The sequence below is a fragment of the Mycobacterium mantenii genome (assembly GCF_010731775.1).
GTDB lineage: Bacteria > Actinomycetota > Actinomycetes > Mycobacteriales > Mycobacteriaceae > Mycobacterium > Mycobacterium mantenii.
The window spans coordinates 248,238-272,386 of the sequence record NZ_AP022590.1 but is presented as its reverse complement, the minus strand read 5'-3'; the positions used below and the strand labels follow the sequence as shown (position 1 = coordinate 272,386).

The following is a 24,149-nucleotide window of genomic DNA, read 5'->3' as shown; positions in this document are numbered from 1 at the left end:
GCGCTCGCCACTAGTCGAGCGCGGTGCGCAGCGACGCCACCGCGTCATCGATCGAGCCGGTGGTCGAGTAGCCGGCCGCCAGCCGGTGCCCGCCGCCGCCGAACCCGGAGGCGACCGCCGCCAGGTCCACCACGGCCTTGGCCCGCATGGACACCGACCACTGCTGCGGCGCGATCTCCTTGAACACGGCGGCCACCTCGGCCTGCTGCGTGGTGCGCACGATGTCGACGATGCTTTCGACTTCCTCCGCGCGTGAACCGACCCAATCCTGGTTGCCGACAACGGCATACACCAGCCCCCGGCCGCCCGCGGCGTCCGGCAGCAGCTGGGCCGAGGCCAGCACCCGCGACAGCAGCGGCAGCCAGGCGAACGGATGGCTGTCCATCAGGGTTCGGCTGATCGCGGCGTTGTCCACACCGCCGTCGACCAACCGGGCCGCCAGCCGCAGAGCCCGCGCACTGGCCCAGCGGAACGACCCGGTGTCTGTCGTCAGGCCGGCGTAAATGCAGTGCGCGACTTCGGGATCGATGGGCGTGCCCCAGGCGTCGAGAATGTCGGCGATCATCATCGTGGTCGAATCGGCCGACACGTCAACGAAGTTGGCGGTGCCGAACAGGTCATTAGAGGCGTGGTGGTCGACGACCAGCACCTCGTCGGCAGCGACGGCCAAGTCGCTCAACACGCCCAGCCGCTTGACGCTCGGAACGTCAACGGTGACAACCAGATCGACGTCACGGCGCATCGCGTCCGGGCCGACCAGCAACCGGCAGCCGGGCAGCGACGCCAGCGACTCCGGCAGCGTCGCCGGTTCGGCAAAACTGACCTCGACCTGCTTGCCGCACGCGTCCAGCACCAACCCCAGCGCCAGCCCGGCACCGATCGTATCGGCGTCGGGATGCACGTGTGCGATCACCGCGACAGAGCCGGCGTCCGACAGCAACTCGACCGCACCCGCGGCGTCGACGCGCGCCCCCACCCTGGGAGCGCCCAGTTCAGTATTTGTGTTGGTCGTCGTCACCGATACTCCCGTCGAAGCCGAGCTCCGCGCCCGATCCGCCATCCCGGTATGGTTCGGCCTCCCCAGCCGGCGTGGCGCCCGAACGAACCCGCGCCAGATCAGCATCCGCGGCGCGGGCGCGCGCCAGCAACTCGTCCATCCGCTGCACGTTGTCCGACGTGGTGTCACGGGTGAACGTGAGAGTGGGGGTGAACCGCACACCGGTGCCGGCCCCGACCATGGTGCGCAACGCGCCCTTGGCCCGTTCCAGGGCGGCCGCGGCTGCCCCGTAGTCCGGCTCGTCGTTCAGGGTGCGTCCCATCACCGTGTAGAACACCGTCGCATCGTGCAGATCGGCGGTCACCTTCGCGTCGACGATGGTGACCCCCTCCAGCCCGGGATCCTTGATCTCGAACTCGATCGCCGAGGCGACGATCGTGTTGATCCGCTTGGCCAAACGGCGCGCCCGGGCCGGGTCAGCCATATCGATTCACCGCCTCCTCCTCATCACTTTGTTCTGCATCGTCGGCGGTGGTCGATTCACCGCCTCCTCCTCATCACTTTGTTCTGCATCGTCGGCGGTGGTCGATTCACCGCCTCCGCATCAGTTCGTTCTGCCTGGTCGGCGGTGGTCGATTCACCGCCTCCGCATCAGTTCGTTCTGCCTCGGCGGCCGTGGTCAGGTGCGCTCCTTCTGGACCAACTCGTAGGACTCGATGATGTCGCCTTCCTTGAGGTCGGAGTACCCCAGCGTCATACCGCACTCGAAGCCCTCGCGGACCTCGGTCACGTCGTCCTTCTCCCGTCGCAGCGAGGTGATCGAGAGGTTCTCGGTGACCACGATGTTGTCCCGCAGCAACCGCGCCTTGGCGTTGCGGCGCACGATGCCGCTGCTGATCATGCAGCCGGCGATGATCCCGACCTTGGAGGACCGGAAGATCGCCCGGATCTCGGCGCGACCCAGCGTGTTCTCCTCGTAGATCGGCTTGAGCATGCCGCGCAGGGCCTTCTCGATCTCGTCGATCGCCTGGTAGATCACCGAGTAGTAGCGGATCTCCACGCCCTCGCGGTTGGCCAGCTCGGTGGCCTTGCCTTCGGCACGCACGTTGAAGCCGATGATCACCGCGTCCGAGGCCGACGCCAGGTTGACGTTGGTTTCGGTGATGCCACCGACACCGCGGTCGATGACGCGCAGCGCCACCTCGTCGTCGATCTCGATGCCCATCAGGGCCTCTTCCAGCGCCTCGACCGTACCGGCGTTGTCGCCCTTGAGGATCAGGTTCAGCTGGCTGGTTTCCTTCAGCGCCGAGTCCAGGTCCTCCAGGCTGATCCGCTTGCGGGTACGCGCCGCCAGCGCGTTGCGCTTGCGCGCGCTGCGCTTGTCGGCGATCTGACGGGCGATGCGGTCCTCGTCGACCACGAGCAGGTTGTCCCCGGCACCGGGCACCGAGGTGAAACCGATGACCTGCACCGGCCGCGACGGCAGCGCCTCCTCGACGTCGTCGCCGTGCTCGTCGACCATGCGGCGAACCCGGCCGTAGGCGTCGCCCGCCACCACCGAGTCGCCGACGCGCAGCGTGCCGCGCTGCACCAGGACGGTGGCGACCGGTCCGCGACCACGGTCCAGGTGCGCCTCGATCGCCACACCCTGGGCTTCCATGTCGGGGTTGGCCCGCAGGTCCAGGGCCGCGTCAGCGGTCAGCAGCACCGCCTCGAGCAGCTGCTCGATGTTGGTGCCCTGCTTGGCGGAGATGTCGACGAACATGGTGTCGCCACCGAAATCCTCGGCCACCAAACCGTATTCGGTGAGCTGCCCGCGGATCTTGGCCGGGTCGGCACCCTCGACGTCAATCTTGTTGACCGCCACCACAATCGGCACGTCGGCCGCCTGAGCGTGGTTGATGGCCTCCACCGTCTGCGGCATGACGCCGTCATCGGCCGCCACCACCAGGATCGCGATGTCGGTGGCCTTGGCACCACGGGCACGCATGGCGGTGAACGCCTCGTGACCCGGGGTGTCGATGAAGGTGATCGGCCGTTCGACACCGTCGTGCTCGACGGTCACCTGGTAGGCACCGATGTGCTGGGTGATGCCGCCGGCCTCGGCCTCGCGGACGCTGGCATTCCGGATGGTGTCCAGCAGTCGGGTCTTACCGTGGTCGACGTGACCCATCACGGTCACCACCGGCGGCCGGGTCTGCAGGTCTTCCTCGCCGCCCTCGTCCTCGCCGTAGGTCAGATCGAACGACTCCAGCAGCTCGCGGTCCTCGTCCTCGGGGCTGACGACCTGGACGACGTAGTTCATCTCGCTGCCCAGCAGCTCGAGCGTCTCGTCGCCGACCGACTGAGTGGCCGTGACCATCTCGCCGAGGTTGAACAGCGCCTGCACCAGCGAGGCCGGGTTGGCGTTGATCTTGTCGGCGAAGTCGCTCAGCGACGCGCCGCGGGCCAGCCGGATCGTCTCGCCGTTGCCGTGCGGCAACCGCACACCGCCGACGACGGGCGCCTGCATGTTCTCGTATTCGGCGCGTTTCGCCCGCTTCGACTTGCGGCCGCGTCGCGGCGCACCACCGGGACGGCCGAACGCGCCGGCGGCACCGCCGCGCTGGCCCGGACGGCCGCCACCACCGGGGCGGCCACGGAAACCGCCGCCACCCCCGGGCGGGGCGCCGACTCCGCCGCCACCGCCGCCGCGGTAATTGCCGCCGCCGCCGTCACGACCGCCGGGACCGCCGGGACCGCCGGGACGGCCACCGCCCGGACGCGGGGCGCCGGGCCGGGCCGGGCGGCCCTGCCCACCGGCACCACCGGGCCGAGGCGGCATGTTGCCCGGCGAAGCGCCGCCGGGCCGCGGCGCACCCGGCCGGGGCGCTCCGGGACGGGGCGCCTGCGGTCGCGGGATCGGCCGGTCGACGGGTTGCGCCGACGAAAACGGGTTGTTGCCGACGCGCGGGGCGCGGGGCTTGGGCATCGGGCCCGGACGCGGGCCCGGCGTCATGCCGGGGTGCGGCGCCTGGCCGGGCGGCTGACCGGGCGCGGGGGCCTTCGGCTGCCCGGGAGCGGGCGCGGCCGGCTGGGCGGGAGCCGGGCCGGGACGGGCCGGAGCCTCGGTGGGCGGGGCGGCGGAGGCCGGGGGGGCGGCGGGCTTGGCGGGCGTCGCCACCGCTTCGCCGTTGCCGCCCGCGCCGCCGATGGCGTTGTCGAGGGCCTGGTCGAGCGAGCTGCCGTCGGCCTTGGCGGGTGCCTTGGCCTCCCCTCTTGCGGCGGGCTTCGCGGCCGCCTTCTGGGGTGCGGGCTTGCCGCCCCCGAAGGACTCGCGCAGCCGGCGAGCCACCGGCGCTTCAACCGTCGACGATGCGGATTTTACGAATTCGCCCTGTTCATTCAGCCGGGCGAGAACTTGCTTGCTGGTGACACCGAGTTCCTTAGCCAACTCGTGTACGCGGGCCTTACCTGCCACTACATCTCCTGTCTATGAGGCGACAGTCGTGGGGCCGCGCCTCGGGTTTAGCTATGACGCATTGTCATCGGGACTTCACGGTGTGCTCATGTTCTTTGCTACCTGTTCTGTTGCCGGGCGATCGGGCGCACTGAGGAACTCTATGTGCCCGACCACCGCGGATGTGTCCGGTGAACCGGCGATCCGCAGCGCTTTGGTGAAAGCCCGCCGCCGGATTGCCTGTTGCGCGCACTGCGGCTCGGGGTGCAGCCATGCACCCCGCCCCGGCAGGCTATTGCCTGTGTCAACGATCACGGCGAATTCGCCGTTCCCGTCCGGCACAGCCACCACTCGAAGCAGCTCGACGGCCAACTCTCGCTTTCGGCATCCGACACACGTCCGTACGGGTCCACCCGTATGACGGTGCGCCATCGCCGAAGGCTCACGCTGGATCACGGCTAAGTCTAGCGTCACCGAATCGATGCTCAGAACCGCCCGAGGATGTGCCGGGGCGGCCGGCCGCGCCGACTAGCGGTCGTGGGCCATTCCGTGGTTGGCGCCGTGTTCGGACTGGCTCTCCGAAGGCCCCCCGGAACCGGGCGAGTCCCCGCGGATGTCGATGCGCCAGCCGGTGAGCCGGGCGGCCAGCCGCGCGTTCTGGCCCTCCTTGCCGATGGCCAGCGACAGCTGAAAGTCGGGCACCACCACGCGGGCGGCGCGGGCGGCCGCATCGATGATCGACACCGATACCACCTTGGCCGGCGACAGCGCGTTGGCGACGAAGCGGGCTGGGTCCTCGTCGTAGTCGATGATGTCGATCTTCTCGCCGGAGAGCTCGCTCATCACATTGCGGACCCGCTGCCCCATCGGACCGATGCAGGCGCCTTTGGCGTTCAGGCCGGGCAGGTTGGACTTCACCGCGATCTTGGATCGGTGGCCGGCCTCCCGAGCCACGGCGACGATTTCGACCGACCCGTCGGCGATCTCCGGGACTTCCAGGGAGAACAACTTGCGGACCAGGTTGGGGTGGGTCCGGGACAGGGTGATCAGCGGCTCGCGGGCCCCGCGGGTCACCCCGATCACGTAGCACCGCACGCGGTTGCCGTGCTCGTAGCTCTCGCCGGGGACCTGCTCGGCCGCCGGGATCACCCCCTCGGAGGCCTTCGTCTCGGTGCCCATCCGGACCACGACCAGGCCGCGTGCGTTGGCCCGGCTGTCGCGCTGGATCACTCCCGCGACGATCTCCCCCTCACGGGTGGAGAATTCGCCGTAGGTCCGCTCGTTTTCCGCGTCCCGGAAGCGCTGCAGCATGACCTGGCGGGCGGTGGTGGCGGCGATGCGGCCGAAACCCTCGGGGGTGTCGTCCCATTCGCTGATGACGTTGTCGTCTTCGTCGGTCTCCCGGGCCATCACCCGCACGACGCCCGTCTTGCGGTCGATCTCGATCCGCGCGTCGTTCTGGTGACCCTCGGTGTGCCGATAGGCGGTGAGCAACGCGGACTTGATGGTCTCGAGGAGCTCGTTGACCGAGATGCCCCGATCCACCTCGATGGCGTGCAGTGCGGCCATGTCGATGTTCATCAGCGCCGCTCCTCCGTCCTCTTGGCCTGACCCATACTCGCCAGTTCCAGCTCCGCTTGGTTAGGGGGCGAAAACTCCACCTGGACAACAGCTTTGACGATGTCACCGAGCGAGACCTCGCGCACCGCCCAGTCCCGGCCCGCGCGGACCACCAGCGCGACCGAGTCGTCGTTCGTCTCGCCAACCCGACCGGTCAGTGTCGATCCGTCCGAAAGGACGACGTCGACCCTGCGGCCGCGGGCCCGGCGGAAGTGCTTCGCGCTGGTCAGCGGGCGGTCCACGCCGGGCGAGGAGACCTCGAGCACGTACTGGTCCGCAATGGTGTCCACGCCGTCGAGCAATGCCGACGCCGAGCGGGACAGCGCGGCCGCCGTGTCCAGGTCGAGGGAGTTGTCGCCGTCGGCGATCACCATGATCCGCGGTGGGCGGGTCCGGGCGTCGATGACCACGTCTTCGATTTCGAATCCGGCGCGCGCAAACTCTTCACCGAGTAGCTCGATCACCTGCGTCTGCGACGGTAGCCCGGTGGTCACGGCGAGCTCCTCATCTTGAGTTGTCCGGTCATCTGGCGGATGTCGGCGCCCCGATGGTTTCGCAGGCGACTTCCGACGTCCCGGCAGAGGAGCACCCGTGCCGTTGCTGTCGGTGGTTGCCCTCTGCGAGAACCAGCTATCCACGATACGCCAGGAATTGCGGTTGACGGCGTGATCGCGTCCTGGCATCTCGGCCGCCTTCGCGCCGATGGCAGGATGTCCTTGTGCCTAGCGCAGTTCCGTTCGTCAACAGGCGAGACGTCCTCGCCGGTGGTGTGGCTTTGGTCGCGCTCGGGGCGGTGGTCTCCGCCTGCAGCAAGTCCGCGCCCAAGCCCCCGGCCGTCGAGCAACTCCTGGGACCGTTGGATCAGGCCCGCCACGACAGCGCGCTGGCGGGTGCCGCCGCGGCGGCCGTCGGGAACCCTCCGCAGGTCGCCGCCGCGCTGACGGTGGTGGCGAGCCAGCGTGCCGCGCATGCCCGCGCGTTGTCCTCGGAGATTTCGCGCGCGGCCGGCAAGCTCGCCACGTCCCCCACGAGCGAAACGCCGACCCCGAGCCAGGCCGGGCCGGCCGGGCCGCCACCGCCCCCGCCGCCGGTGTCCGACGTGATCGACGCGCTGCGCGCCTCGGCCGACAGCGCGAGTCGCCTGGTGGGCACGGAATCGGGCTACCGGGCGGGGCTGCTCGCCTCGATCGCCGCGTCCTGCACGGCGTCGTACACGGTTGCGCTGGTGCCCGGGGGGCCGTCGATATGACCTCCGGTAAGGACGCCGACAACACGGCCCTGTGCGACGCGCTGGCCATCGAGCATTCGACGATCTACGGCTACGGCATCGTGTCCGCGCTGTCACCGCCCAGCGTGAACGACATGGTGGTGGAGGCCCTCGCCCAACACCGCCAGCGCCGCGACGACGTCATCGCGATGTTGAACGCCCGCAAAGTGACCGCGCCGATCGCCGCGGCCGGCTACCAGCTGCCCATGGTGGTCGGCGGCCCGGCCGACGCCGCGCGGCTGGCCGCGCGGATGGAGAACGACGGCGCGGGGGCCTGGCGCGTGGTCGCCGAGCACGCGGAGACTGGCGCGGACCGCGCGTTCGCCGCGACGGCGTTGGTGCAGAGCGCGGTCATGGCCGCCCGGTGGAGTCGCGTGCTGGGCGCCTGGCCGATCACGACGAGCTTCCCCGGCGGCAACGACTAGCGCTGCTGGTCGCGCAGGGCCGCGGCGATATCGGTGGCCAGCGACGGCCCGGTCGCCAATTCGCGGGTTTGGCCGCCGAAGCGGTCGCGCAGCTCCACCATGCCGTCGGCCCAGCCCCGGCCCACCACGACGATCCAGGGCACGCCGAGCAGCTCGGCGTCCTTGAACTTCACCCCGGGTGAGGCCTGGCGGTCGTCGAGCAGCACCTCGACGCCCAACCGGTCCAGCTCGGCGGCCAGGTCGGTGGCTCCGGTGCGGGCCTCCGCGTCTTTGTTGGCGATCACCAGGTGCACGTCGAACGGCGCGACCGCCGACGGCCAGCGCAACCCGAGCTCGTCGTGGTGTTGTTCGGCGATGACGGCCACCATCCGCGACACCCCGAGGCCGTAGGAGCCCATGGTCAGGCGGACCGGCTTGCCGTCCTCGCCGAGCACATCGACGGTGAAGGCGTCGGTGTACTTGCGGCCCAACTGGAAGATGTGGGCGACCTCGATGCCGCGCGCCGAGACCAGCGGGCCCGCGCCATCCGGTGAGGGGTCACCGTCGCGCACCTCGGCGGCCTCGATGGTGCCGTCGGCCGTGAAATCCCGGCCGGCCACCAGGCCGACGACGTGCCGGCCGGGCTCGTCGGCCCCGGTGATCCATCTGGTGCCGTCCACCACCCGCGGATCGACCAGGTAGCGGACACCGTTGTCCTGCAATGCTTTCGGGCCGATGTATCCCTTCACCAGGAAGGGGTACTTGGCGAAGTCGGCGTCATCGAGCATCGCGTATTCGGCCGGTTCCAGCGCCGCGCCCAGCCTTTTGTCATCGACCTCGCGGTCGCCCGGTAACCCGATGGCCAACAGCTCCCAGTCCCCGCCGGGCTGGCGCACCTTGAGCAGAACGTTCTTCAACGTGTCGGCCGCGGTGACCGTGCGGCCGAGGTTCGCCTGGTTGGCCCAGTCGACCAAAGTGACGATGGTCGGGGTATCGCCGGTGTCGTGCACCACGGCCTCGGGCAGCCCGTCGATGGGTTGGGCCTCCGGGCGGGCGGTGACGACGGCCTCGACGTTGGCCGCGTAGCCGGACTCCAGGCACCGCACGAAGGTGTCCTCACCGACCGCGCTCTCGGCCAGGAACTCCTCGGAGGCGCTGCCGCCCATGGCGCCCGACACCGCGGAGACGATGACGTAACGCACCTGTAGACGCGAGAAGATGCGTTGATAGGCCTCCCGATGCGCGTGATAGGCGGCCTTGAGCCCGGCCTCGTCGATGTCGAACGAATAGGAGTCCTTCATCACGAACTCCCGGACCCGCAGGATCCCGGCGCGGGGCCGGGCCTCGTCGCGGTATTTGTTCTGAATCTGGAACAGCAGGACCGGAAAGTCTTTGTAAGAGCTGTATTCGCCCTTGACCGTCAGGGTGAACAGCTCTTCGTGCGTGGGGCCCAGCAGGTAGTCGTTGCCGCGCCGGTCCTTCAGCCGAAAGACGCCGTCGCCGTACTCGGTCCAGCGGTTGGTCGTCTCGTACGGTGCGCGCGGCAGCAAGGCGGGGAACAAGATCTCTTGCCCGCCAATGGCGTTCATTTCCTCGCGGACGATGCGCTCAATGTTGCGCAGTACCCGCAAGCCCAGCGGCAGCCAGCTGTACAGCCCGGGCGCGACGGGCCGGATGTAGCCGGCCCGGATCAGCAGCTTGTGGCTGGGGACTTCGGCGTCGGCGGGATCGTCGCGCAAGGTGCGCAAGAACAATTGGGACATCCGGGTGATCACAGCGGGCCAGCCTAACTTGTCGGGTAAGCAGCGACGCCAAGCCCAGCGGTGAGCGCAAGGGCCCAGCGGTGAGCGCCAGCGCCAGCGGCCATGCGAGGCTTCAGGATGTTGATATCGCCGGCGCTACCGGATCCGGCGAGCACCACTTGGTCCTTGGCCCGGCACGCGTGCGGAACGAAACCCGGTGAGCTACAGCTCCCCGGCGTCCATCGCTTCCTTGACCTCTTGCGCGTGCGCAACCTGGTCGGGCGTGTAGCCAATCAACAGCGCCGCGCCGCCGACGATGACGGCCACGCCGGCCACCCACAACAGCCCGTACGTGTAGCCGTGGTCCAGCGCGCCCAACTGCGCGTCACTCATGAATTTCACCGGGCCGGTGGTGCCGCCCAGATACAGGGTTCGCGAAGTGATCACCGCCTGGATGACGGCCAGCACTAGCGGCCCACCCAGGCTCTGCAGCATCAGCGTGACCGCCGAGACCGGGCCGATCTGATCGAAGCCCACGCCGGCGATGGCCGACAGCGTCAGGGGAACGACGGCCATGCCGATGCCGATCCCGCCGACCACGATGGGCAGCACCAGGTTGGGGAAGTAGGCGACCCCGCGGTGCATGAACTGCCAGCCGTACAGCATCGCCCAGAACAGCAGGATGCCGCCGCCGATGGTCAGTACCCGCGGCGAGAACCGCGACACCAGCTGCGAGGAAACGCCGAGACCGATTCCCATCGCGATGACGAACGGGATGAAGCCGACACCGGCGCGCAGCGCGCTGTACCCGAGGATGTCCTGCACGTACAGGCCGATGCACACGGTCAGGCTGAACATGAGTCCGCCGGCCAGGAAGATTGCCATGAAGGTGACCAGCCGGTTGCGGTCACGGAACAGGTCGAACGGGACGACGGGATTCTCGGCGGTGCGCTCCACGATGATGAAGGCCAGCGCGGCACCCATCGCGACCACGCCCGATCCGATGGTGGTGATCGACATCCAGCCCTTCTCCGGCCCCATCGAGAAGGCGAACACGGCCGCGGTGCAAGTCAGGGTGGCCAGCATGGCCCCGGTGGCGTCGAGCTTCATCCGCTCGCGGTTGGTCTCGCGCAGCGCGGTGCGGGCCAGGTACATCATCACCAGGCCGATCGGCACGTTCACCAGGAACGCCAGCCGCCACGACACCTCGGTGAGCGCTCCGCCCACCACCAGGCCCATCACCGAGCCGATCGCCGTCATCGCGGCGAATACCGCCGTGGCGAAGTTACGCGCCGGTCCCTTGGGGAAGGTGGTCGCCACCAGAGCCAGGCCGGTCGGCGACGCGATGGCCGACCCGACGCCCTGGGACAGCCGCGCGATGACCATGGTCGCCTCGTCCCAGGCGACCGCGCACAGCACCGACGAGATGGTGAACAGCGCGACACCGACGATGAAGGTGCGTTTGCGCCCGATGGTGTCGCCGAGGCGGCCGCCCAGCAGCATCAGGCCGCCGAAGGTGAGCACGTAGGCGGTGATCACCCAGCTGCGCCCGGCGTCGGACAGGCTGAGCTCGTTTTGGATCTTGGGGAGCGCGACGATGGCGACGGTGCTGTCCATCGTCGCGAGCAGCTGCATACCACCGATGGCGATAACGGCCGCGATGAAGCGTCGAGAGGGCAGCCACGCCGGGTAGTACTTGCTGATGCGCTTGGAGGCGGTCTCCGCCGGGAGCGCAGCGCTCACCGGGGCCGGACGATCGGGGCGCGCCGAGGCCAGTTTCTGCACCGCGCGCTCTGCATCGTTGAGAGCCGTCATAAAGGGTTACCTTACAGTAATCTTAAGAACCGTTTAAAGCCCGAAAGCTGCCACAGCCCCGATCACGATGATCGCGGGAGGTCGGATACCCTCGGCGCGGATCTTTTCGGGCGTGTCGGCGAGGGTGGCCCGCAAAGTGTGTTGGGCTGCGGTCGTTCCATGCTGAACGACCAATACCGGCGTATCCGCAGGTCGACCCCCTCTGAGGAGGGCCTCGGCGAAAAGTTCGATGCGTTCGACGGCCATCAGCAAAACAATCGTGCCTGACATCGCGGCCAGAGCATCCCAATTTACTAACGATTCGGGATGACCGGGTGGGAGATGGCCGCTGACCACCACGAACTCGTGATTTATGGCCCGATGAGTGACGGGAACGCCCGCCAAAGCCGGCACTCCTATGGCACTTGTCACACCTGGCACCACCGTCACCGGGATGCCGGCCTCGACGCACGCCAGCACCTCCTCGTAACCGCGGGCGAACACGAAGGGGTCTCCGCCTTTGAGGCGCACCACGAAGCTGCCGGAGCGGGCGCGCTCGATCATGACGCCGTTGATCGCGTCCTGGGCCATGGCCCTCCCGTAGGGGATCTTGGCGGCATCGATGACTTCGACGTGCGGGGGCAACTCGGCCAGCAGTTCCGGCGGTGCGAGTCGGTCGGCGACCACGACATCGGCCTGGGCCAGCAGGCGGCGGCCGCGCACGGTGATCAGTTCGGGGTCACCGGGGCCGCCGCCGACCAGCGCGACGCCGCCCTTGACGACGTCGGAGCTCACCGGGCTGTCGGGCGTGATGAGCCCGGTCTGCAGCGCCTCGCGGATGGCCGAGCGGATCGCCGCCGACCGTCGGTGCTCGCCGCCGGCCAGGACTCCGACGGACAGCCCCGCGTAGTCGAAAGACGCTGGTGTTACTGCGGTCCCCTCGACGGCGATGTCGGCCCGGACGCAGAAGATGCGGCGGCTTTCGGCCTCGGCGACCACGGCAGCGTTCACCTCGGGGTCATCGGTGGCCGCGATCGCGTACCAGGCTCCGTCGAGGTCGCCGTCGCGGTATGCGCGCAATGCCAGGGTGATTCCCGTCATCGCCTCGACGGACCTGGTGGCGCTGCGGGAGATGACGTGGACGTCGGCGCCGCTGGCGATGAGCAGGGGCAGCCGGCGCTGGGCAACGGTGCCGCCGCCGACCACGACGACCTTTTTGCCGGTCAGCCGCAGCCCAACGAGGTAGGCGCTCTCGGTCACCCGGCAAGCCTAGTGGCGATCGCCGGCGCGGCGGAGCCGGGCGCCCGCGTGTGCGACGAACCGCGCCACGGCCTCCGGCGCGGCGGCCGGATGGGTGTGCAGATACGACGCGTGCACACCGGCGTGCACGGCGCCGTCACGCATGGGGCCGTCGTTGCGGTGCGCGTCGTGGACCTGGTACATCCATGCGGGCTGATAGTCGTCGTTGAATGTGACTGTGGTGCGGTGGAATTCATGCCCCACCGTCCGCTGGCCGGCGGTATACATCGACGAGTCGGCGACGGCGACGGCATCGCGGTACGCCAGGGTCAGGTGCGAGGTGAACCGCGCCTCCCCCGCCAGCACACCGCACATCGGGTGGCCGTCGAGCTCGGAGACCAGATAGATCAGCCCGGCGCACTCGGCGTGGATCGGTGCCCCCGCGGCGGCCAGTTCGTTGATCTGCCGGCGCACGATGTCGTTGGCCGACAGCTCCGCTGTGAACTGTTCGGGAAAGCCGCCGGGCAGCAGCACCGCGTCGGTGCCGTCGGGCAACGCGTCCATGAGCGGATCGAATTCGACGACGTCGGCGCCGGCGGCCGCCAGCAGCTCCGCGTGTTCCGCGTAGCCGAAACTGAACGCCTTCCCGGCCGCCACCGCCACGGTGGCGCTCCCCCCGGGCGTCTGCCCCACTGCCGCAACGGGATCCCAGGGCGGCTGCGCGGCCCGGCCTCCAGCGACCGCGACGACCGCCGCCAAATCGACGTGGCGAGCGACCAAAGCGGTCATCGCCTGGACCGCGAGCCGCGCCCGCTGCCCGTACTCCACCGCGGTGACCAGACCCAAATGCCTTGACGGCAGCTCTAATTCGGCGGTGCGCGGAATGGCGCCCAGCACCGGGACACCGGCCTGCTCGCAGGCCTGCCGCAGCACCTGCTCATGCCGGGCCGACCCGACCTGGTTCAGGATCACGCCGCCGACGCGGGTCGCGGTGTCGAAGGTCGAAAAGCCGTGCAGCAGTGCGGCGATGCTCTGGCCTTGCCCGCGAGCATCGACGACCAGGACGACAGGCGCACCCAGCAGGCCCGCGACGTGGGCGGTCGATCCCGGCGCGGGGGTCGCGGCGGCGGGCCCGATCCGGCCGTCGAACAGCCCCATCACCCCTTCGACCACGGCGATGTCCGCGCCACGCGCGCCGTGGGCGTACAGCGGTCCGATCAGGCCCTCCCCCACCAACACCGGGTCGAGGTTGCGGCCGGGACGCCCGGCGGCCAGACCGTGGTAGCCGGGATCGATGAAGTCCGGGCCGACCTTGAACGGCGCCACGGTGCGCCCCGCCCGCCGCAGGGCACCGATCAAACCCGTTGCCACCGTGGTCTTTCCGCTGCCCGACGCGGGAGCGGCGATGACCACCGCGGGAACACTCACCATTCGATGCCCTTCTGGCCCTTACGCCCGGCGTCCATCGGATGCTTGACCTTGGCCATCTCGGTCACCAGGTCGGCCGCGTCGATCAGGCGCTGCGGGGCGTCGCGCCCGGTGATGACCACGTGCTGGTGACCGGGTCGGGCCGTCAACACCTCCACCACCTCGTCGACGTCGACCCAGCCCCACTTCAGGGGGTAGGTGAACTCGTCCAGCACATAGAAGTCGTGACGGCGATCGGCCAGCCGGCGTGCGATCTCCGCCCAGCCGTCGGCCGCTGCCGCCGCGTGATCAACCTCGTTGCCCGCCTTGCGGGTCCAGGACCAGCCCGCACCCATCTTGTGCCATTCGACGGGTCCGCCGATCTGGTGCTGGTCGTGTACCTGACCCAGCTGGGCGAAGACCGCCTCCTCGCCCACCTTCCACTTGGCACTTTTGACGAACTGGAACACCGCGACCGACAGCCCGGCATTCCAGGCCCGCAACGCCATTCCGAATGCGGCCGTGGACTTTCCCTTGCCGGCGCCGGTGTGCACGGCCAGCACAGGCGTGTGGCGGCGCGCCCGCGTGGTCAGGCCGTCATCGGGGACTTGCAGTGGAACGCCTTGTGGCATCAGCTCTTGTCCTTTCCGCTCAGGCCGCGTCGCGCACCGCACGCGTCAGGGAATCCGCGTGCAGCTGCTCGAGCCGGATGGCCGGAGCGCCGAGCTGGCGGGCGAGTTGCCCGGCGAGGCCCAGCCGTACAAAGGACGTCTCGCAGTCGACGACCACCGCGGCGGCACCTTCGGCGACCAACCGGGCCGCAGCGGTTCTGGTGCGGCCCAACGGATCCGGGCCGGCGGTGGCCCGGCCGTCGGTCAAGACCACCACCAGGGCACGCCGCGCCCGGTCACGCGCCTTCTCCCGCACGATCAGTTCACGCGCGGCCAGCAGGCCTTCGGCCAGTGGGGTCTTGCCGCCGGTATCGAACCGGGCCAATCGCCGTCCGGCGATATGCGCCGACGACGTCGGCGGCAACAACAGCCGCGCCTGGTGTTGACGGAAGGTGATCACCGCAACCTTGTCGCGGCGCTGATAAGCGTCACGCAGCAGGGACAGCGTGGCGCCGCTGACCGCAGCCATACGATCGCGTGCGGCCATCGAACCCGACGCGTCGACGACGAAGATCACCAGGTTGCCTTCGCGCCCCTCGCGCACGGCACGGCGCACATCGTCGGGCCGGGGGCGCAACGGCCCGGCGCCGGCGCGCTCGGCGGCCGTTAGCAGGGTGGCGAACAGGTGCAGTCCGTGCCCTCCGCAACTCGTGTCGTCCGCGTCGGTGGCGGCGATGACGCTGCCGCTGGCGTTGCGGGCCCGCGACCGCCGTCCCGGTGCCCCCTCCCCGACACCCGGGACCCGTAGCGCGCGGGTTTGGAAGGTCTTCGACGGCGGTGCGCTGGGTCTGGTCTTCGGCCGCTGTGGGCCGCCGCTTTCCGATGAGTTCTGTTGTGGTGCATCCTGTTCGGTATCGGTGGACTGACCGCCGCCGGGTGGGTCGGGATCGGGGTCCGCCTCCTGGTCGGACCCCGCCTGCGCCAGGGCTTCGTCCAGCTGGTCGCGGTCGATGCCCGGGTCGTCGAACGGATCGCGGCGGCGCCGGTGCGGCAAGGCCAGCTCGGCGGCCACCCGGATGTCCTCTTCCTCGACGCTGGGCGCGCCGCGCCAAGCGGCGTGCGCGACGGCGGTGCGGGCCACCACCAGGTCGGCGCGCATGCCGTCGACGTCGAACGCCGCACACAGCGCCGCGATGCGCCGTAATTCGTTGTCCGGTAGGGCCACATCATCGACGAGCTCGCGCGCCGCGGCGATGCGCCGGGCCAGCTCGGCATCGGCGTCGGCATAGCGCTCGGCGAAACCGTCCGGGTCGGCCTCGTAGGCCATCCGCTGCCGGATGACCTGCACCCGCACCTCGACGTCGCGCGATGCGTGCACGTCGACGGTGAGCCCGAACCGGTCCAGCAGCTGCGGACGCAGTTCGCCCTCTTCGGGATTCATGGTGCCGATCAACACGAACCGGGCCTCGTGCGAATGCGAGATGCCATCGCGTTCGATGTGCACCCGGCCCATCGCTGCGGCGTCGAGCAGCACATCGACGAGGTGATCGTGCAGCAGGTTGACCTCGTCGACATACAGCACACCACCGTGCGCGCGGGCCAGCAGGCCCGGCGAGAACGCGTGCTCGCCGTCGCGCAGCACCCGCTGCAGGTCCAGCGAGCCGATCACCCGGTCTTCGGTTGCGCCGAGCGGCATTTCGACCAGGCCGGCGTCGCTGCCGGTGGCGTCGGACAGCAACGCCGCAAGGCCGCGCACGGCCGTCGACTTGGCGGTGCCCTTCTCGCCGCGGATGAGCGCGCCGCCGATCTCCGGACGCACGGCGCACAGCAGTAGGGCCAGGCGCAGCCGGTCGTGGCCGACGATCGCGCTGAACGGGTAGGGCTTCACGGCTTCACCGCCAAACCCGAACCGGGCCGCAGCATGGGCACGTGCGGAACGCCGTCGTCAAGGAAATCGTCTCCGTCGCGGACGAATCCGTGCTGGGCGTACATGTCGGCCAGATAGGTCTGCGCGTTGATCCGGCACGGGTAGTCGCCCACCTCGGCCAACGCCGCGCGCAGCAGCCGGGTGGTGTGGCCCTGGCCGCGCGCGGCGCGCTTGGTGCACAACCGCCCGATCCGGAACACCTTCTGGCCCCCGGCGTGCTCCTCCATCAACCGCAGCGTGCAGATCACCTCGCCGTCCGGCGTTTCCAGCCAGAAGTGCCGGGTCTCGGCGAGCAGGTCCCGCCCGTCGAGCTCCGGGTACGGGATCGCCTGTTCGACGACGAACACCTCCACCCTCAACTTGAGTAGCTCGTAAAGCGTCTGGGCATCAAGGTCTTTGGCCCAAATACGTCGCAGTGCTTCACTCAATTGCGGCGCTCCTCCTCATCGCTTCGCTCTGCATCGTCGTCGGCGCGGCTCAATTGCGGCGCTCCTCCTCCGCAAGCGGGAGGTGCCCCCACCTCATGCCTGCGCTTCGCTTCCTCGTCGGTGCCGGTCATGACACGCCCAACCCCAGCACCTTCGTTCCCCATGAAAAAACCTCGTCGTACAGCGCGGGCTCATCCGACAGCGTGGTCCCCAGCGACGGAACCATCTCCTTGAGCGCGGGCAGCCACGATTGAAAGCGGTTGGCAAAGCAGCGTTCCAGTACGCCGAGCATGATCGGCACCGCCGTCGAAGCTCCCGGGGAGCCGCCGAGCAGCCCGGCGATGCTTCCGTCGGCGGCCCCCACCACGGTGGTGTCGAAGTCGAGCACCCCGCCTTTGCGTTTGTCCCGCCGGATCACCTGCACACGCTGGCCGGCCACCGTCAGCTCCCAGTCCGAACCCACCGCGGTGGGGGCGAATTCGCGCAGCACGCGGATCCGATCCGGCCCGGAGAGCCGCAACTGGCCGACCAGATATCTGAGCAGCGTAAGCTGCGTGACGCCCACCCCGAGCAGCGACGCCAGGTTGTCCGGTTTCACCGAGCGGAACAGATCGGTGAAATGCCCGTGTTTCAAGAACTTCGGTGACCAGCCGGCGTACGGGCCGAAAACCAGCCACGGTCTGCCGTTGACGTAGCGCAGGTCCAGATGCAGCGCACCCAGCGGCGGGGCGCCCGGTGCGGGAACGCCGTACACCTTGGCCCGGTGGGCGGCGGTGAGCGCCGGGTTGCGTGCGCGCAGGAACCGGCCGCCGATCGGGAATCCCGCGAAACCCCTGACCTCGCCGATGCCGGACTTCTGCAACAGCGGCAGCGCATCACCGCCGGCCCCGACGAAGACGAATTTGGCGTTCAGACTGCGCTTTTCGCCGGTGCGCCGGTTGCGGATCGACAGCGTCCAGCTGCCGTCGGACTGGCGGGACAGGTTGCGCACCTCGTGGCCGAACAGGACCGCCGCGCCGCCGCGCACGCAGAATCCGATGAGCTGTCGCGACAGGGCACCGAAGTCGACATCGGTGCCATGGGCGGCCCAGTTGAGCGCCGTCGGTTCGGAGAAGTCGCGGTTGGCCGCCATGAACGGTAACCGGCGGGCGAACTCGTCGTGGTCGTCGATCAATTCGATGCCTGCGAACAGCGGATTGGACGCCAGCGCCCGTTGCCGGCGACGCAGATAGTCGACGCGCTGCGCGCCGCGCACGAAGCTCGCGTGCGGGATCGCGGTGAGGAAGCGCCGATCGGTCAGGATGCCGTTCTCGACGGCGTGGGCCCAGAACTGGCGGGTCACCTGGAATTGCTCGTTGATGCGCACCGCTTTGCCGATGTCGATCGAGCCGTCGGGGCGCTGCGGCGTGTAGTTCAGCTCGCACAGCGCCGAATGCCCGGTGCCCGCGTTGTTCCAGGGGCTGCTGCTCTCGGCGGCGACGGCGTCCAGGCGCTCCACGAAAGTCATCGACCAATCCGGCTGCAACCGGCGCAGCAACGCTCCCAGCGTCGCGCTCATGATGCCCGCGCCCACCAGCACGACGTCCGTCCGCGTGGTTCTGGCTAGCGATGACACCGGCGTGTTGGTCCTTCCCTCGACTCGGCCGATCCCCAGGTTATCCCGAGGCAAAGTGGCCGCGAACGACGTGCGGCGCCCCGTGGCCAGCAAAAGCTCTAAGCTGGCCTCGTGACTGGCAGGGTGACCGGCGGAGTGACCGGCTGGGTGCCCGATGTCCTTCCCGGTTATTGGCAGCGCACCCTCGCGCTCGGCCCCGATCCGGCCGGTGAGGGCGACATCGTCGCGACCCTGATCCGACGCGGACCCGAACCGGGACGGCCGGGCCGCGGGGCGGCGCCGGCCGGGCACGCGGTGCTGGCGGTGCACGGCTATACCGACTACTTTTTCCACACCGAGCTCGCCGACCATTTCGCGGCTCGCGGCTTCACCTTCTATGCGCTGGACCTGCACAAGTGCGGCCGGTCGCGGCGCGGCGGCCAGACGCCGCACTTCATCACCGACCTCAGGAACTACGAGACCGAACTCGATCACGCGCTGGCCGTCATCAGGGCGCACACGGCCGACGGCCGGCCCGGCAATCCGGGGAAGGTGCTGATGTACGGGCATTCCGCGGGCGGGCTCATCGTGTCGTTGTGGCTGGACCGATTGCGCCGGCGAAACGCGGCCGCGCACGCCGGCATTGGCGGACTGGTGCTCAACAGCCCGTTTCTGGAGCTGCCCGGCCCGCCCATTTTGCGGCACACGGCGACAGTGGCGCTGATCGCCGGCCTGTCTCGAGTGCGGTCCAAGGGCGTGGCCCGGTCCCCGGGTGAGCGCGGTTACGGCACCACGTTGCACCGCGACTACGGCGGCGAATTCGACTACGACCTGCAGTGGAAACCCGTCGGCGGCTTCCCCATCACCTTTGGCTGGCTGCACGCCGTCCGCCGCGGCCAGGCCCGGCTGCATCGCGGTCTCGACGTCGGCGTGCCGAATCTGATCCTGCGATCGGATCACAGCGTGCACGAAAGCACCGATTCCGCGTCCATGCAGTGCGGTGATGCGGTTCTCGACGTCACCCAGATCGCCCGCTGGGCCGGCTGTGTCGGCAACCGCAGCACCGTGGTTCCGGTGGCCGACGCCAAACACGACGTGTTCTTGTCTCTGCAGGGGCCGCGCAAAACCGCCTATGGGCAGCTGGATCTCTGGCTCGACGGCTACCTGCGCGCCGACAACGACGCCTCGGCATCGCTGCGAAAGGGGTGACGGCTTGGAGACTTACGACGTCGCGATCATCGGAACCGGTTCGGGCAACAGCATTCTCGATGACCGCTTCGCCGAAAAGCGGGTGGCGATCTGCGAACAGGGCACCTTCGGTGGTACGTGCCTGAACGTCGGCTGCATCCCCACCAAGATGTTCGTCTACGCTGCCGAGGTCGCCCAGACCATCCGGGATGCGGCGCGCTTCGGCATCGACGCGCGCATCGACCGGGTGCGCTGGGACGACATCGTCTCGCGCGTCTTCGGGCGCATCGATCCGATCGGGGTCGGCGGTGAGGACTATCGGAGCTCCGCACCCAACATCGACGTGTACAAGCAGCACACCCGGTTCGGTCCCGTGCAGCCCGACGGGCGCTACCTGCTGCGCACCGAGGCCGGCGACGAGTTCACCGCCGACCAGGTGGTGATCGCCGCGGGGGCGCGGGCGGTGGTGCCGCCGGCGATCCTCGAGTGCGGCGCCCGCTACTTCACCAGCGACACGATCATGCGGATCGCCGAGTTACCGGAGCATCTGGTGATCGTCGGGGGCGGTTTCGTGTCGGCCGAATTCGCCCACATCTTCTCCTCGCTGGGCTCGCGGGTGACCCTGGTAGTCCGCGGCTCCGCGTTGCTGCGGCATTGCGATGACGTCCTGTGCAAGCGCTTCACCCGCATCGCCTCGAGCAAATGGGAGCTGCACACCCACCGCAACGTGGTGGGCGCCGAGAACCGCGGTTCGGGCGTCGCGGTGCAACTCGACGACGGCCACACCATCGAGGCCGACGCGCTGCTGGTGGCGACCGGGCGGGTCTCCAACGCCGATCAACTCGACCTCGAGCAGGCCGGTGTCGCCGTCGAGGACGGTCTGGTGGCCGTGGACCAGTTTCAGCGAACCACGGCGCGTGGGGTTTTCGCCCTCGGCGACGTCTCGTCGCCGTATCAGCTCAAGCACGTCGCCAACCACGAGGCGCGCGTCGTGCAGCACAACCTGCTGTGCGACTGGGACGACACCGGCGCGATGGCCGTCACCGACCATCGCTACGTGCCGTCGGCGGTGTTCACCGATCCCCAGATCGCCTGCGTCGGGTTGACCGAAAATGAAGCCATCGCACAGGGTTTCAAGATTTCGACGAAGATCCAGGACTACGGCGACGTCGCTTACGGCTGGGCGATGGAGGACACCACCGGGATCGTGAAGCTCATCGCCGATCGCGGTACCGGGCGCCTGCTGGGTGCGCACATCATGGGCCATCAGGCCTCGTCGATCATTCAGCCGTTGATCCAGGCGATGAGTTTCGGGCTGACCGCGCACCAAATGGCCCGCGGCCAGTACTGGATCCATCCGGCACTGCCCGAGGTGGTGGAGAACGCGCTGCTGGGTCTGCGCTGAGCTCAGCGCCGGCGCGGCCGAGCGTCGGGCTTGCCGTCTTGGCACTGCGGGCACAGGCCGTGCAGCGTCAGCCCGGCGGCCTCCGACAGCGCAAAGGAACTGCCCGCCATCGCGTGTTCGAGCGCCGAACTCAATCGCCGGGCGGGCACTTCGATGATGGTGCCGCACTTGATGCATACCGCGTGGTGATGCGGCGCGGTGGCCAGCCCGTAGGTCGTCACGCCGCCGCTGAGCGTCAGCGCGTGCAGCACGCCCTGATCGACCAGGGTGGTGACCGTGCGGTAGACGGTCGCCACGTCGGGCGCATGGGCACCGGGCGGAATGCAATCCCGTAACCGCTGGTGGATCTCGGCGACCGGCAGGTGACCGTCGACGGGCTCCAGCACGGCCAGCACCTGGATCCGCGACGACATCCGGCGCAGCCCGCGGGCGCGCAAAATTTCGCCGATCCTCTCGGTGACCGACGCATCCGGTGCCGACGGCTTGGGCGTCACCGGTTCAGTGTCGCGCCGCAGCGGCGGGATCGCCAGCCCTCGGCCCGATCGGGGCCCCGCGATCCTGCAACTCGCTTGCATCTGGCGAGCCGGGGAATCTACAGTCATGCCGGTTGCTCTCAGCCCGATACCGCAAGGACGCGCCGGAAGGACCCAGTGGCCAATTCCGAGATCGACTGGCGGCCCTCACGGCCGACCAGGTTTCTTGGCACCCTGACGCGGGCGGAGTGGTGGCGACTGGCAGCGATGCTGGCGGTGATCGTCGCGCTGCACCTGCTGGGCTGGTTCACCATGATCATTTTGGTGGCGCCGGCGCAATACAGCTTGGGCGGCAAGGCTTTTGGCGTCGGTATCGGTTTGACGGCCTACACCCTGGGCATGCGCCACGCTTTCGACGCCGACCATATCGCCGCCATCGACAACACCACCCGCAAGCTGATGAACGACGGGCAGCGCCCGATGGCCGTCGGCTTCTTCTTTTCGCTGGGCCATTCCTCGGTGGTGTTCGGGCTGGCGGTGTTGCTGGCGTGCGGGGTGAAGACGGTCGTCGGCCCGGTCAGCGACGACTCCTCGGCGCTGCACCGCTACACCGGCCTGATCGGGGCCGGCGTCTCGGGCGTGTTCCTCTATGCCATCGCCTTAATCAACGTCATCGTCCTGATCGGCATACTTCGCGTCTTCGCGCGGCTGCGCCGGGGCGAATACGATCCCGAAACCGACGCAGCCGAGCTCGAGCGTCACCTCGACAACCGGGCGCTGATGAGCCGGCTGCTCGGGCGCTTCACCAAGTCGATCACCAAGTCGTGGCACTGCTATCCCGTCGGGTTGCTGTTCGGGCTCGGCTTCGACACCGCCACCGAGATCGCGCTGCTGGTGCTGGCGGGCACCAGCGCCGCGGCCGGGCTGCCCTGGTACGCCATCATGTGCCTGCCGGTGCTGTTCACCGCCGGCATGTGCCTGCTCGACACCATCGACGGCTCGTTCATGAATTTCGCCTACGGCTGGGCCTTTTCCAATCCGGTGCGCAAGATCTACTACAACATCACCATCACCGCGCTGTCGGTGGCGGTCGCGTGGGTGATCGGCAGTATCGAACTCCTCGTCCTGTTCGCCGACCAGTTCGGTTGGCGGGGCGCGTTCTGGCGCTGGATCGGCGGGCTGGACCTCAACGCGATCGGCTACGTGATCGTCGGCATGTTCGTCGTCACGTGGGCGGTGGCCCTGCTCGTCTGGCGCTACGGGCGCATCGAAGACAAGTGGACGTCGTAAGCCGAAACGGCTAGAGGCCGACGCTGACCGCCGTTCGGGTGTAGAACAGTGCTCATGGGCTCCCTGGCTCGCGCCCTGCCCGCGGATCGCAGGTGATCGGCGATGCACGAGCTGTCGCTGTGCGAAGCGATCGCCGGTGTCGTCAAGAATCACGCCGACGGCCGGCACGTCGACGTGGTGCGGGTGCGGGTCGGTGCCCTTCGTCAGGTGGTGCCGGAGTCGCTGTCCTTCTGCTGGACACTGGTCCGCGACGCCGAGGACATGCCGGACGCCGAACTGGAACTCGAGTGCGTCGGCGCCGAAGTCAGGTGCCGCGCCTGCGGTGGGCAATCGGAAATCACCTCGCCGTGGTCGATCTGGTGTCCGCAATGCGACAGTTCGGACGTCGAGGTGCTGCGCGGCAACGAATTCTTGGTGACGTCCCTGGATGTCTCGTGAAAGAGATGTCTCGTGAAAGGCGTTGATGATGGGTAGATTTCATCGGCACGACGACGGAACCGTGCACGCCCACGAGCACGATCACCCTCCGCACGAGCACGAGCACGAGCACGAGCACGGGCACGGCGATCACAGCAGCTATCAGACCGGCAGTCAGCGCATCGACGTGCTAGAGGCGATCTTCGCCGAGAACGATCTGCTCGCCGACGCCAATCGGGCGGCGTTCGAGAGCAACGGCGTGCGCACCCTCAACCTGATGAGCTCTCCGGGATCGGGCAAGACCACCATCCTGCAGGCCACGCTCGACGAACTCGCCGGCGAGCTGGCGATCGGGGTGATCGAGGGCGACATCGCCACCGACCTGGACGCGGCCAAGCTCAGCGGCCGGGGCGCCCAGGTGTCACTGCTCAACACCAGCAATGGGTTTGGCGGCGAGTGCCATCTCGATGCTCCGATGGTCAACCGCGCACTGCCCGGACTCGACCTTTCCGCACTGAACCTGGTGGTCATCGAGAACGTCGGCAACCTGGTCTGCCCGGCGGAGTTCGACGTCGGCGAGCACGCCAAGGCCATGGTGTATTCGGTGACCGAGGGCGAGGACAAGCCCCTGAAGTATCCGGTGATGTTCCGGTCGGTGGATGTGGTGCTGCTGAACAAGATTGACCTGGTGCCGCACCTCGACGTGGACGTCGACACGTACATCGCGCACGTGCGCAAGGTCAATTCGGCGGCGACGATTCTGCCGCTGAGCGCCCGCACCGGGGACGGCATGGGCGCTTGGTTCGGCTGGCTGCGGCGCTTCGCCGCGGAGGGGGCCTGAACGGCGCGCGACGCGGACCCCCCTCCTGCGAAGCATTTGCAAGACGGCCACCGCGGCGGTGGTCGG

General features: G+C 68.8%; 22 protein-coding genes. 7 read left to right on the top strand and 15 right to left on the bottom strand.

Annotation, left to right across the window (positions count from 1 at the left end; all coding sequences use genetic code 11):
- Nucleotides 1-10 precede the first annotated feature (10 nt).
- The 6 genes from G6N50_RS01345 to rimP form a co-directional block, all read right to left on the bottom strand.
- Nucleotides 11-976, bottom strand: a complete 966-nt coding sequence (locus G6N50_RS01345; RefSeq protein ID WP_083099387.1) for a DHH family phosphoesterase — start codon at nucleotides 974-976, stop codon at nucleotides 11-13.
- Nucleotides 977-992: 16 nt separating this feature from the next.
- Nucleotides 993-1,481, bottom strand: a complete 489-nt coding sequence (rbfA, locus tag G6N50_RS01340) for a 30S ribosome-binding factor RbfA (protein WP_083099390.1) — start codon at nucleotides 1,479-1,481, stop codon at nucleotides 993-995.
- Nucleotides 1,482-1,676: 195 nt separating this feature from the next.
- Nucleotides 1,677-4,457, bottom strand: a complete 2,781-nt coding sequence (gene infB, locus G6N50_RS01335; RefSeq protein WP_163650798.1) for a translation initiation factor IF-2 — start codon at nucleotides 4,455-4,457, stop codon at nucleotides 1,677-1,679.
- A gap of 75 nt (nucleotides 4,458-4,532) precedes the next feature.
- Complete coding sequence (locus G6N50_RS01330; protein ID WP_372509892.1) at nucleotides 4,533-4,808, bottom strand: YlxR family protein; 276 nt, start codon at nucleotides 4,806-4,808, stop codon at nucleotides 4,533-4,535.
- A gap of 156 nt (nucleotides 4,809-4,964) precedes the next feature.
- Nucleotides 4,965-6,017, bottom strand: coding sequence for a transcription termination factor NusA (nusA, locus tag G6N50_RS01325; protein ID WP_083098361.1), 1,053 nt, complete (start codon nucleotides 6,015-6,017; stop codon nucleotides 4,965-4,967).
- On the bottom strand, nucleotides 6,017-6,550 hold the full coding sequence (gene rimP / locus G6N50_RS01320) for a ribosome maturation factor RimP (protein WP_083098357.1): 534 nt from the start codon (nucleotides 6,548-6,550) through the stop codon (nucleotides 6,017-6,019). Before rimP ends, nusA begins: the two co-directional genes overlap by 1 nt.
- 224 nt (nucleotides 6,551-6,774) lie before the next feature.
- Here rimP and G6N50_RS01315 point away from each other — a divergent pair, with 224 nt between their 5' ends.
- Together G6N50_RS01315 and G6N50_RS01310 are read left to right on the top strand one after the other, a co-directional pair.
- Entirely contained in the window at nucleotides 6,775-7,305 is a 531-nt protein-coding gene (locus tag G6N50_RS01315; RefSeq protein ID WP_083098354.1) for a hypothetical protein, read from the top strand.
- Nucleotides 7,302-7,748 (top strand): ferritin-like domain-containing protein, encoded by a 447-nt coding sequence (locus tag G6N50_RS01310; RefSeq protein WP_083098351.1) that lies wholly within the window; start codon nucleotides 7,302-7,304, stop codon nucleotides 7,746-7,748. Before G6N50_RS01315 ends, G6N50_RS01310 begins: the two co-directional genes overlap by 4 nt.
- Here G6N50_RS01310 and G6N50_RS01305 read toward each other — a convergent pair.
- The 8 genes from G6N50_RS01305 to mqo form a co-directional block, all read right to left on the bottom strand.
- The gene (locus G6N50_RS01305; RefSeq protein ID WP_083098348.1) at nucleotides 7,745-9,502 is read right to left on the bottom strand and encodes a proline--tRNA ligase; all 1,758 of its coding nucleotides are present in this window, start codon (nucleotides 9,500-9,502) and stop codon (nucleotides 7,745-7,747) included. The genes G6N50_RS01310 and G6N50_RS01305 overlap by 4 nt on opposite strands.
- 189 nt (nucleotides 9,503-9,691) lie before the next feature.
- Nucleotides 9,692-11,284, bottom strand: coding sequence for an MFS transporter (locus G6N50_RS01300; RefSeq protein WP_083098346.1), 1,593 nt, complete (start codon nucleotides 11,282-11,284; stop codon nucleotides 9,692-9,694).
- A gap of 33 nt (nucleotides 11,285-11,317) precedes the next feature.
- A complete protein-coding gene (gene cobA, locus G6N50_RS01295; protein ID WP_083098343.1) occupies nucleotides 11,318-12,523 on the bottom strand; it encodes a uroporphyrinogen-III C-methyltransferase in 1,206 nt (401 codons plus the stop codon).
- Nucleotides 12,524-12,532: 9 nt separating this feature from the next.
- Nucleotides 12,533-13,930 (bottom strand): cobyrinate a,c-diamide synthase, encoded by a 1,398-nt coding sequence (locus tag G6N50_RS01290; protein WP_163650937.1) that lies wholly within the window; start codon nucleotides 13,928-13,930, stop codon nucleotides 12,533-12,535.
- On the bottom strand, nucleotides 13,927-14,541 hold the full coding sequence (gene cobO, locus G6N50_RS01285) for a cob(I)yrinic acid a,c-diamide adenosyltransferase (protein WP_083098374.1): 615 nt from the start codon (nucleotides 14,539-14,541) through the stop codon (nucleotides 13,927-13,929). Before cobO ends, G6N50_RS01290 begins: the two co-directional genes overlap by 4 nt.
- 19 nt (nucleotides 14,542-14,560) lie before the next feature.
- On the bottom strand, nucleotides 14,561-16,408 hold the full coding sequence (locus G6N50_RS01280) for a magnesium chelatase subunit D family protein (RefSeq protein WP_083098338.1): 1,848 nt from the start codon (nucleotides 16,406-16,408) through the stop codon (nucleotides 14,561-14,563).
- Nucleotides 16,405-16,875 carry a GNAT family N-acetyltransferase gene (locus tag G6N50_RS01275; protein WP_067838548.1) on the bottom strand — a complete coding sequence of 157 codons (471 nt, stop codon included), beginning with the start codon at nucleotides 16,873-16,875 and terminating at the stop codon, nucleotides 16,405-16,407. The genes G6N50_RS01280 and G6N50_RS01275 overlap by 4 nt, the downstream gene beginning before the upstream one ends.
- Before the next feature lie 127 nt (nucleotides 16,876-17,002).
- Entirely contained in the window at nucleotides 17,003-18,433 is a 1,431-nt protein-coding gene (mqo, locus tag G6N50_RS01270) for a malate dehydrogenase (quinone) (protein WP_232069032.1), read from the bottom strand.
- A 204-nt stretch (nucleotides 18,434-18,637) separates the two neighbouring features.
- On the opposite strand from mqo, the gene G6N50_RS01265 reads away from it, so the two are divergent.
- Both G6N50_RS01265 and mtr read left to right on the top strand, forming a co-directional pair.
- A complete protein-coding gene (locus G6N50_RS01265; protein ID WP_083098371.1) occupies nucleotides 18,638-19,678 on the top strand; it encodes an alpha/beta hydrolase in 1,041 nt (346 codons plus the stop codon).
- A gap of 4 nt (nucleotides 19,679-19,682) precedes the next feature.
- Nucleotides 19,683-21,062, top strand: coding sequence for a mycothione reductase (gene mtr / locus G6N50_RS01260; protein ID WP_083098334.1), 1,380 nt, complete (start codon nucleotides 19,683-19,685; stop codon nucleotides 21,060-21,062).
- A 2-nt stretch (nucleotides 21,063-21,064) separates the two neighbouring features.
- Here the strand turns inward: mtr and G6N50_RS01255 are convergent, their stop codons facing one another.
- On the bottom strand, nucleotides 21,065-21,556 hold the full coding sequence (locus G6N50_RS01255; protein ID WP_232068861.1) for a Fur family transcriptional regulator: 492 nt from the start codon (nucleotides 21,554-21,556) through the stop codon (nucleotides 21,065-21,067).
- 156 nt (nucleotides 21,557-21,712) lie between these two features.
- Between G6N50_RS01255 and nicT the strand changes: the two genes are divergently transcribed.
- From nicT to hypB, 3 genes are all read left to right on the top strand, one after another.
- Complete coding sequence (gene nicT / locus G6N50_RS01250) at nucleotides 21,713-22,825, top strand: Nickel transporter NicT (protein WP_083098330.1); 1,113 nt, start codon at nucleotides 21,713-21,715, stop codon at nucleotides 22,823-22,825.
- 102 nt (nucleotides 22,826-22,927) lie between these two features.
- Nucleotides 22,928-23,263, top strand: coding sequence for a hydrogenase maturation nickel metallochaperone HypA (locus G6N50_RS01245; RefSeq protein WP_083098327.1), 336 nt, complete (start codon nucleotides 22,928-22,930; stop codon nucleotides 23,261-23,263).
- 28 nt (nucleotides 23,264-23,291) lie between these two features.
- Nucleotides 23,292-24,083: a hydrogenase nickel incorporation protein HypB gene (gene hypB / locus G6N50_RS01240; protein ID WP_083098324.1), complete on the top strand. Its 792-nt coding sequence runs from the start codon at nucleotides 23,292-23,294 to the stop codon at nucleotides 24,081-24,083.
- Nucleotides 24,084-24,149 lie beyond the last annotated feature (66 nt).

Coding starts and splice junctions, on each gene's coding strand:
- nusA (WP_083098361.1), bottom strand. CDS start 6,017: ATGAACATCGACATGGCCGCACTGCACGCCATCGAGGTGGATCGGGGC.
- G6N50_RS01300 (WP_083098346.1), bottom strand. CDS start 11,284: ATGACGGCTCTCAACGATGCAGAGCGCGCGGTGCAGAAACTGGCCTCG.
- cobO (WP_083098374.1), bottom strand. CDS start 14,541: ATGCCACAAGGCGTTCCACTGCAAGTCCCCGATGACGGCCTGACCACG.
- hypB (WP_083098324.1), top strand. CDS start 23,292: ATGGGTAGATTTCATCGGCACGACGACGGAACCGTGCACGCCCACGAG.
- G6N50_RS01310 (WP_083098351.1), top strand. CDS start 7,302: ATGACCTCCGGTAAGGACGCCGACAACACGGCCCTGTGCGACGCGCTG.
- G6N50_RS01245 (WP_083098327.1), top strand. CDS start 22,928: ATGCACGAGCTGTCGCTGTGCGAAGCGATCGCCGGTGTCGTCAAGAAT.
- mqo (WP_232069032.1), bottom strand. CDS start 18,433: ATGAGCGCGACGCTGGGAGCGTTGCTGCGCCGGTTGCAGCCGGATTGG.
- rbfA (WP_083099390.1), bottom strand. CDS start 1,481: ATGGCTGACCCGGCCCGGGCGCGCCGTTTGGCCAAGCGGATCAACACG.